Genomic DNA, 8,368 nt, shown 5'->3' on the forward strand with positions numbered 1-8,368 from the left:
GGACACTAGGAATCCTCGCGCTCACGCCACCGGCCGACCGCCCGCCGCAGGCTCGCCGGATCCGCGTAGCCGAGGAACTTCGCCTGCTGGGCACGTGGAAGATGTTCGGCCCGTTGCAATCTGCGGCGGCGCGCGCGGTCCACCTCGCGGCGCCAGGTGGTGCCGGCCTCGGACAGGCGGCGTTGCAGTGATCTCGGTGAAGTCAGCAGCCGCCGCGCTACCGGCTCCAGGGTCGCGGTGCCGTCCTCGAGGGCGGCGTCGAGAACCTCGCCGAGGCGATCCAGCCAGGTCGCCCCGAACTCGGGTGTGGCGGGCAGGGTCGCCGCGTAGGCGACCAGGACGGCGGTCAGTTCTGGGTCGGCCGACTTCATGGGCAGCGCCAGGTCGCTCGCCCGCAGCGTCACGGTGTCCTCGGCGCTGCCGAAATCGATTGCGCGGGTGCCGAACAGCTCGACGAAGGCATCGCGCCGCGCCGGGGCGGCCTGCCGGAGGCCGACCCGCAACGGCACCACCGGCGAGCGCGTCGCCGCGCGCGCCCGGCCGACCAGCAATGCGAAAATGGCCTGTATCAGTAACTCTCGACCCCGGCAGTCGTCCACGGCGGCCAGCACCTGGTAGCTGATCGCGGTTTCGGAACGATCCGCGATTCGGAGGGTGTAACACGTTGAGAGACTGCCACTGTGGCGGACGCACTGGTCCAGCGCCGCGCCCAGGGTCTCGGCGGACAGGAACAGATACTCCAGCAGCCCGAATTCGCCGGTGGCGCTCTCGGCCGACACCCGCAGCGCGACATCGGGATCGCCGGTCTCCTGCTCCACCAGCTCCCACACCCGCAGGCAGTAGCGGGCGGCTACCCGCGTGCGCTCACCGCCCTCGCGCCAGCTGGGCGCGCCCGCGAGCCGGGCTATCCGGTCCGGATCCAGCCCGGCCCGCGCCGCCCGCTCCAGGGCGAAGCGGGTCATGAGCATGCTGTCGTGGCAATCGGATCGGCTGTTCACTAGTCGAAATCGAGGCGCTCGAAGTGGCGTTTACGGGCCCGGTCGACCTCGAGCCGCCAGGTGGTGCCGGATTCGGCGAGGCGGCGCTGCAGGGTGCGCGGGCTGGTGTACAGGCGCCGGGCCACCTCGTCGAGCAGCGGATCGGTCTCGTCGAGGACCTCGGCCAGCACCGTGGCCACCCGGTCCGGCCATTCGGTGACGCGCGGCGCCGGGGGCGGCATGGTGACCGCGTGGCGGCGCAGCACGGCCGCGAGCCTGGGGTCGGCGGTGATCTGCGGCTGGTCGAAATCGCCGGTGCGGAAGGTGATGCGATCGATGGGCGCGCCGAAATTCAGCCGGGCCGTGCCGAACTGCTCGGTGAAGGCGGCCAGGCTGCGGGGCGGGCGCTCGCGCAGTTCGAGCCGCACCGGATCCATGGGCCGCCCGGTGGTCTGACGCATGCGCGAGATCAGCGTGGTCAATGCCATCTGGACCGACAGGTCGCGCCCGCGGCCCTCGGCATTGACGGTGTAGTCGTCGAAGGTCGACTCGGTCTCGGTCTGCGCGCTGGGCTCGATGCGGAAGTTGGTCGACACCGCACCCATATACGGCCCCAGCGCCCCGAAGCCCGCGCCCACGGTCTCGGCGGTCGAGATCAGATAGTCGATGAGCCCGAACTCGCCGAGCCGATAGCTGCCGGTGGCCCGCAGCGTGGCCTCCGAATCGTTCAGCTCGAACTCGAACAGCTCCCACAGCCGCGGGAAGTAATCGCTGGAAACCCGGCTCTCCCCGTCCGCCAGCAACCAGCCGGGTATCCCGGCGGCCCGCGCCAGGCGCGCCGGATCCAGGCCGGCAGCCGCGGCGCGGGCCAGGACGAAACGGGGCAGCAGCACGGAATCGGAGGTGTGCATATGCCAATGGTGCGGGGAATTCCCGGCCGGGGACCGGGAATTCCCCGAACTGTGAGGCAGCCCGCTTCCGCGTCCGCCGGGTGTCGCGTCAGGCGCGCAGGAACGTTGCCGCTATCCCCCAGAATCGTCGCGTGTCGACGGCCCGGAAGTCCCAGCTCTGGGTCAGGCCGTGGGTGGTGGTGACGATGCCGGGTACGTCGAAGTCCTCGTGACTCGCCGTGCCCTTGGCCTCCAGGGCGGCGATGACGTAGGCGGTCGCGGTTTCCACGCTGTGGGGCACGAGATCTCCGATCGGTCGTAGCGGGATTGGGGCGGTGCGGATTCAGCGGGTGGTGTCGCTCAGTACGTCCTCGTAGCGGTATTCGGTGGCAATGGTCTCCCCGGCTTCGTGGGCCTGCTCCTCGCGCCGACGCAGGTCGACGCGACGGATCTTGCCGGAGATGGTTTTCGGTAAATCCGTGAATTCCAGACGGCGGACACGTAGGTAGGGAGCCAGGTGATCGCGAGCGTATTCCAGGATGGCGCGGGCGGTTTCGCGATTCGGCTCCCATCCTGCCGCCAAGGCCACGTACGCCTTGGGCACCGTGAGCCGCGTGTCGTCCGGCTGCGGGACCACCGCGGCCTCCACCACGGCCGGATGCTCGATGAGCACGCTCTCGAGCTCGAAGGGGGAGACCTTGTAATCCGAGGACTTGAAAACGTCGTCGGTGCGGCCGATATAGGTGATGTAGCCGTCGGAATCGCGGGTCGCGACATCGCCGGTGTGGTAGTAACCGCCGTCCATGACCGCGGCATTGCGCTCCGGGTCGCCGATGTAGCCGGTCATCAAATTGACCGGTGCCGCAGTCAGATCGAGGCAGATCTCGCCCTCGTCCGCGAGTGAACCGGTGATCGGATCCACCAGCACCACCGGCACCCCGGGGGCGGGGCGGCCCATGGAACCGGGTTTGAGCGGCTGGCCGGGCGTATTGCCAACCTGGAGTGTGGTTTCCGTCTGCCCGAATCCGTCCCGGATGGTCAGGCCCCACGCCTTCTCCACCTGGGCGATGACGTCGGGGTTCAATGGCTCACCCGCGCCGAGGATTTCGCGTAGACCGAGCGGTCGCTCGCCCAGGTCGGCCTGAATCAACATGCGCCACACCGTGGGTGGCGCGCAGAACGTGTTCACCTCGGCCCGGCGCAGCTGGTCGAGCAGGGCGGCGGCGTCGAAGCGGGCGTAGTTGTAGACGAATACGGTCGCCTCGGCCAGCCACGGGGTGAAGAAACAGCTCCAGGCGTGCTTGGCCCAGCCGGGCGCGCTGATGGCCAGATGCACGTCGCCGGGGCGGACGCCGATCCAGTACATGGTGCTCAAATGACCGACCGGGTAACTGATCTGGGAGTGCTGCACCATCTTCGGCTTGCTGGTGGTGCCGGAGGTGAAGTAGACCAGCAGCGGATCGGTCACCTCGGTGCCCGGGCGGAACGGGCCTGCCGACTCGACCGCCGCGGCGACGGCGTAGTCGTGCCAACCCGCGACGGGCTCGCCCACCACGATGCGGGTGTAGTCGCCGGGCACCTCGTCGAATTTTCCGGCGTCGCCGTGGTTGGCGATGACGAAACGCGCTCCGGCGCGCTCGATCCGGTCGCTCAGGTCGGCGGGGCCCAGCGCCCCGGTGGTGGGCATGATGACCGCGCCCAGCTTGGCCACCGCGAGCATGGCCTCCCACAATTCGACCTGATTGCCCAGCATGAGCATGACCCGATCGCCCTTGCCGACGCCCAGCCCGGCCAGCCAGGTGGCGACCCGGTCGGAGCGGGCGGCCATGTCGGCGAAGGTGACCCGCTGCTCGGAGCCGTCCTCCTCGACGATCCAGAGCGCGGGACGGTCATTGCCCGCGGCGATGACATCGAACCAGTCGGTAGCCCAGTTGAATTCGCCGGTGAGGCGGGGCCAGTCGAAATCGCGCAGGGCGGCGTCGTAGTCGGTGGCGAGGGCCAGCAGACCGTCGCGGGCGGCGCGGTAGCTCTCGGTATTGGTCGTCATTTGTTCTCCTCGATCAGCCGTGCGCCGATCTCGCGCATCTCGACCTTGCGGATCTTGCCGGTCACCGTCATCGGGAACTCCTCGACGAGGTGCACGTAGCGGGGAATCTTGAAGTGGGCGAGCTTGCCGGTGCAGTACACGCGCAGGCTCTCGGCGGTCAGAGGCACTGCGCCCGAGCGCATCCGGATCCAGGCCATCAGCTCCTCGCCGTACTTCTCGTCGGGCACGCCGATCACCTGGGCGTCGAGGATATCGGGATGGGTGTAGAGGAATTCCTCGATCTCGCGCGGGTAGATGTTCTCCCCGCCCCGGATGACCATGTCCTTGATCCGCCCGGTGATGGCGACATAGCCGTCGGCGTCCATGGTGGCCAGGTCCCCGGTGTGCATCCGGCGCGCGGCGTCGATGGCCTCCGCGGTCTTCTCCGGCTCGCCCCAGTAGCCGAGCATGACCGAATATCCGCGGGTGCACAGCTCACCGGCCTGCCCGCGCGGCACCGTCACCCCCGACACCGGGTCCACGATCTTGACCTCGATGTGCGGCCCGGCCCGCCCGACGGTGGCGGTGCGCTGCACCAGCGAATCGTCGGCGCGGGTCTGGGTGGAGACCGGGGAGGTCTCGGTCATGCCGTAGCAGATCGACACCTCCCGCATGCCCATGCGCTCGATGACCTGCTTCATGATCTGGGCTGGGCACGGCGACCCGGCCATGATGCCGGTGCGCAGTGAGGACAGGTCGTAGGCGTCGAATTCCGGCTCGGCCAGCTCGGCGATGAACATGGTGGGCACCCCGTAGAGCGAGGTGCAGCGCTCGGCCGCCACCGCCTCCAGGGTGGCGCGCGGATCGAAGGCCGGGGCCGGAATCACCATGGCGGCACCGTGACTGGTGGCGGCCAGATTCCCCATGACCATGCCGAAGCAGTGGTAGAAGGGCACCGGGATGCAGATGCGGTCCTGCTCGGTGTAGCCGCACAGCTCACCGACGAACCAGCCGTTGTTGAGGATATTGTGGTGGCTGAGCGTCGCGCCCTTGGGGAAACCCGTTGTGCCCGAGGTGTATTGGATATTGATCGGATCGTCGGTGGACAGCGCGGACCCCGCGGCCGCCAGCAGTTCCGGATCGGCGGCGCGGCCGGTGGTGAACAGCTCCCGCCATTGCGCGCCGTCGAGCAGCACGACCTGTTCCAGTTCGGGCACTCGGGCCGGACTTCCTCGATCATGCCCGCGTAGTCGGAGGTCTTGCACGCGGGCGCGGCGACCAGCAGCCGGATTCCGGCCTGGCGCAGCACATATCGCAGTTCGTGCGACCGGTAGGCCGGATTGATATTGACCAGGATCGCGCCGATCTTGGCCGTCGCGTACTGGGTCAGCGTCCACTGCGGGCAGTTCGGGGCCCAGATGCCCACCCGGTCGCCCTTGCCGATACCGGCCGCCAGCAGGCCCAGCGCCAGCGCGTCCACCTCGGCGGTGAACTCACGGTAGGTCCAGCGGATGCCCGTGGTGTAGTCGATCAGGGCCTCGCGATCGGGATGCGCGGCCGCGGTCCGATCCAGATTCGCGCCGATGGTGTCGCCCAGCAGGGGAGCGTTCCAGGTCCCGAAGGTGTAACTCACTGCGCTCTCGCTCACACCGGTAGGATCTACGTCACATTCACCCCCGACTACCCCCAAAAGGGGCTGCCCGATGACTTCCACCACCGATGGGCTGCTGCGCCCGAGCGACGGCGATGCGCTGCGCGCCGAGCTGCGCGGGCTCGCCGCCCTGTCCAAGCTGCCGGTCGTCTTCGGCGGGGAGGTGCACGCGGGGACGCTGGTGCTGAGCGAGTTCGTGGGCACCCGCACCAACGGCATGCGCGGATTGACCGTCGAGCACAATTCGGGGCTCGGCGGGTCGGCGGTGGCGTCGGGCAGGCCACGCTCGGTGGCCGACTATCGATCGGCGTCCACCATCACCCACCACTACGACGTCCCCGTGCTCGGTGAGGGGCTGCGCGCGGTGGTGGCGGTGCCGGTGGTAGTGAAGGGCGAGGCGCGGGCGGTGCTGTATGTGGCCAACCGGGATTCGGGCGTGATCGGGGATCGCATCGCCGAGGAGATGGTGCAGGCCGGGCGGCGGCTCGCGATGGAACTGGCCATTCGCGACGAGGTGGATCGGCGGCTGCGGCTGTCCTTCGCGCGCGAGGCCGTGTCGAGTGCGAATGCGGTTGTCACCGAACAGCTTCGGGATCTGCACGCGGAACTGCGGGGAATCACGCAGACGGTGTCGGATGCCGCGGCGCGCACGCGCCTGTGGGAAGTGGCCGAGAAGCTCGCGCGCCTGGTGTCGGGCGTCGCGGCCCCGGACGATGCGGTGACCCTCGCGCCCCGGGAATTGGACGTGCTCGCTCACGTCGCGCTGGGGTGTACGAATATCGAAGCCGCGCAGCGGCTTTCGGTGCGGCCGGAAACGGTGAAGAGCTACTTGCGAAGCGCCATGACCAAACTCGGCGCACATAACCGCCACGAGGCGGTCGTGCGAGCACGCCGCCTCGGGCTACTTCCTTAGGTCAGTCCGCTACCAGGTGGCGGATGGTCTCGCCGCCCTTGGCGTGGTGGAGTCGGCCGAATTTGCTGTCGAGCAGATGAGCCATGCTTTCCGCGGCTCCGAGATATGCCTCCTCGGCGGTTTCGGCGCGGTGGGTGACCGCTACCGGTGGCTGGCCCTTGGGCCTGGTTTCGAGGGAACACTTCTTGTCTTCGGAACCACCTTTGTGGCCGTTCACATCGGTGATGTGGGCTTCGACCCGGGTGAGGTGATCAGCGAATCGGTCCAGAATCGAAGCAATGGATTCGGTTGCTTCCTGGGCGACCGCGCCGCCGCCGACGTGCTTGTCGGCGAAGACCTGGATTTGCATGGCATCTCCAATCTCTCGGAATAGCCGAGAACTTGCTGACACCCTTGACCTTACCTACTCGAGGCTGAGAATGGCATGTGTGATTTATCCCGTCATCCGGCGGGAATTATCGGGTGGCCAGATCCAGGACCGTCAGCGCCAGGTGCTCGGCCGCCCGCGGGTGACCCAGCGCCCGCGCGGCGGCGGAAACGGCTGCGCGGGTCTCGGATTCGGTGAGCAGCTCGGTCAGCGCCGTCCGCAGGTTCTCGACGGTGGCGTCGTCGCCGACCAGGGCGCGGGCGGCATTGTGGTCGGCCAGGATGCGCGCATTGCGGATCTGCTCGCCGCCCACCGAGTGCGGGTAGGGGATCAGTACCGAGGGCTTGCCGAGGGTGGTGAGTTCGGCGAGAGTGCCCGCGCCGGAACGGGATACGACCACATCGGTGAGCGCCAGCACGTCGGGGAGTTCGGGACCGATGAACTCGCGCACCAGGTATCGGCCGCGCACGTCCGCGGGGAGGGTGGCGGCGAAGTCTCGCACCTTCTCGTAGGAGAGCCGCCCGCACTGGTGAATCACGTTGGCGGAGTTGAGGAGTTCGGGCATCAGCGCCTGGATCAGATCGTTGATCTGCACCGCGCCCTGCGCGCCGCCGGTGATGTAGACGGTCGGCAGGCCGGGGGCGTAGCCGTCCCAGTCGAGGGCCTTGACCGCGGCGGCCGCGTCACCGGTCGTCAGGGCGGGCCGGATCGGGTTGCCGGTGACCAGGGCCCGGTCCCGGATCCGGGCGGGCAGCAGGGCGACCGAGGCGTCGGAGCTGAGCGCGATGCGGTCGGCCATCCGAGCCAGCAGCAGGTTGGCCTTGCCGATGCCGGTGGTCTGCTCGTGGATCACCAGCGGCCGCCGGCGCAGCGCGGCGGCCATGCCGATCGGGGCGCATACGTAGCCGCCGGTGCACAGCACCGCGTCCGGGCGGAATCGGCGCACCACGCCCTGGGCGGTGAGGACGCTGACGGGGACCCGCAGGGCATCGCGAGCATTGTCCTTATTGAGCATTTTGAGTGGATTGCGGTCGCGCCGTAGCTTTCCGGCCCGGATGCCGGTGAATTCGATGTCGTTCTCGGCCGCCACCCGCTGTTCCAGGCTGTCGGGGACGCCGACCCAGAGCACCTCGGCGCTCGCCCCGGCCTCGGCGGCCAGATCGCGCAGCGCCCGCACGGCGGCCACCGCCGGATAGGTGTGCCCGCCGGTGCCGCCACCGGCGACGATCACCCGGACCCGGCCACGGTCGCCCAGGCGCTGCAGAATCGGGGCGCGGTCGGCGGCGGGGTTCGGCATGGACGATCCTCCAGGTGGTTCGGCGGGTGCGGGTGGGACAGCGCCCAGGCTATCTCGGACCGCGGCATTCGGACCGGTCCGGGAGGCATCGGCGGGGTAGTCGGAATAGTGAGGTATGGCGAGACTGCGACCGGGCGCACCGATGATCCGCCGGCGCTGGCGAATTGCGTGATATGCCGTAATTGGTCAATAGATTCGACCGGACGGTTCTTATTGTGCGGCAATATCTTTCCGTGATGTAAACTCG

Annotated in this window: 7 protein-coding genes and 1 pseudogene; 2 read left to right on the forward strand and 6 right to left on the reverse strand. The window is 68.7% G+C overall.

What is annotated here, in order from left to right; all coding sequences use genetic code 11:
- Positions 1 to 5: 5 nt before the first annotated feature.
- The 5 genes and pseudogenes from NS2_RS34245 to NS2_RS34265 all read right to left on the reverse strand — a co-directional run bounded on the left by NS2_RS34245 (position 6) and on the right by NS2_RS34265 (position 5,541).
- Complete coding sequence (locus tag NS2_RS34245; RefSeq protein WP_052087062.1) at positions 6 to 998, reverse strand: AraC family transcriptional regulator ligand-binding domain-containing protein; 993 nt, start codon at positions 996 to 998, stop codon at positions 6 to 8.
- Entirely contained in the window at positions 998 to 1,888 is an 891-nt protein-coding gene (locus NS2_RS34250) for an AraC family transcriptional regulator ligand-binding domain-containing protein (protein ID WP_033091466.1), read from the reverse strand. The genes NS2_RS34245 and NS2_RS34250 overlap by 1 nt, the downstream gene beginning before the upstream one ends.
- A gap of 88 nt (positions 1,889 to 1,976) precedes the next feature.
- Positions 1,977 to 2,168 carry a hypothetical protein gene (locus NS2_RS34255; RefSeq protein ID WP_033091467.1) on the reverse strand — a complete coding sequence of 64 codons (192 nt, stop codon included), beginning with the start codon at positions 2,166 to 2,168 and terminating at the stop codon, positions 1,977 to 1,979.
- 42 nt (positions 2,169 to 2,210) lie between these two features.
- Positions 2,211 to 3,914: an AMP-binding protein gene (locus NS2_RS34260; protein ID WP_033091468.1), complete on the reverse strand. Its 1,704-nt coding sequence runs from the start codon at positions 3,912 to 3,914 to the stop codon at positions 2,211 to 2,213.
- Positions 3,911 to 5,541, reverse strand: a pseudogene (locus tag NS2_RS34265) (AMP-binding protein). The gene NS2_RS34260 and the pseudogene NS2_RS34265 overlap by 4 nt, the downstream one beginning before the upstream one ends.
- A gap of 55 nt (positions 5,542 to 5,596) precedes the next feature.
- Between NS2_RS34265 and NS2_RS34270 the strand changes: the two are divergent.
- Both NS2_RS34270 and NS2_RS36535 read left to right on the forward strand, forming a co-directional pair.
- Positions 5,597 to 6,457 (forward strand): helix-turn-helix transcriptional regulator, encoded by an 861-nt coding sequence (locus NS2_RS34270; RefSeq protein ID WP_033091469.1) that lies wholly within the window; start codon positions 5,597 to 5,599, stop codon positions 6,455 to 6,457.
- Positions 6,458 to 6,473: 16 nt separating this feature from the next.
- Positions 6,474 to 6,830 carry a hypothetical protein gene (locus NS2_RS36535; protein WP_158660768.1) on the forward strand — a complete coding sequence of 119 codons (357 nt, stop codon included), beginning with the start codon at positions 6,474 to 6,476 and terminating at the stop codon, positions 6,828 to 6,830.
- Positions 6,831 to 6,912: 82 nt separating this feature from the next.
- Here the strand turns inward: NS2_RS36535 and NS2_RS34280 are convergent, their stop codons facing one another.
- Positions 6,913 to 8,121: a UDP-N-acetylglucosamine--N-acetylmuramyl-(pentapeptide) pyrophosphoryl-undecaprenol N-acetylglucosamine transferase gene (locus NS2_RS34280; RefSeq protein ID WP_045440275.1), complete on the reverse strand. Its 1,209-nt coding sequence runs from the start codon at positions 8,119 to 8,121 to the stop codon at positions 6,913 to 6,915.
- Between the last annotated feature and the right edge of the window lie 247 nt (positions 8,122 to 8,368).

Origin of the sequence: Nocardia seriolae NBRC 15557 (assembly GCF_007990715.1) — a bacterium.
GTDB classification, from domain to species: Bacteria; Actinomycetota; Actinomycetes; order Mycobacteriales; family Mycobacteriaceae; genus Nocardia; species Nocardia seriolae.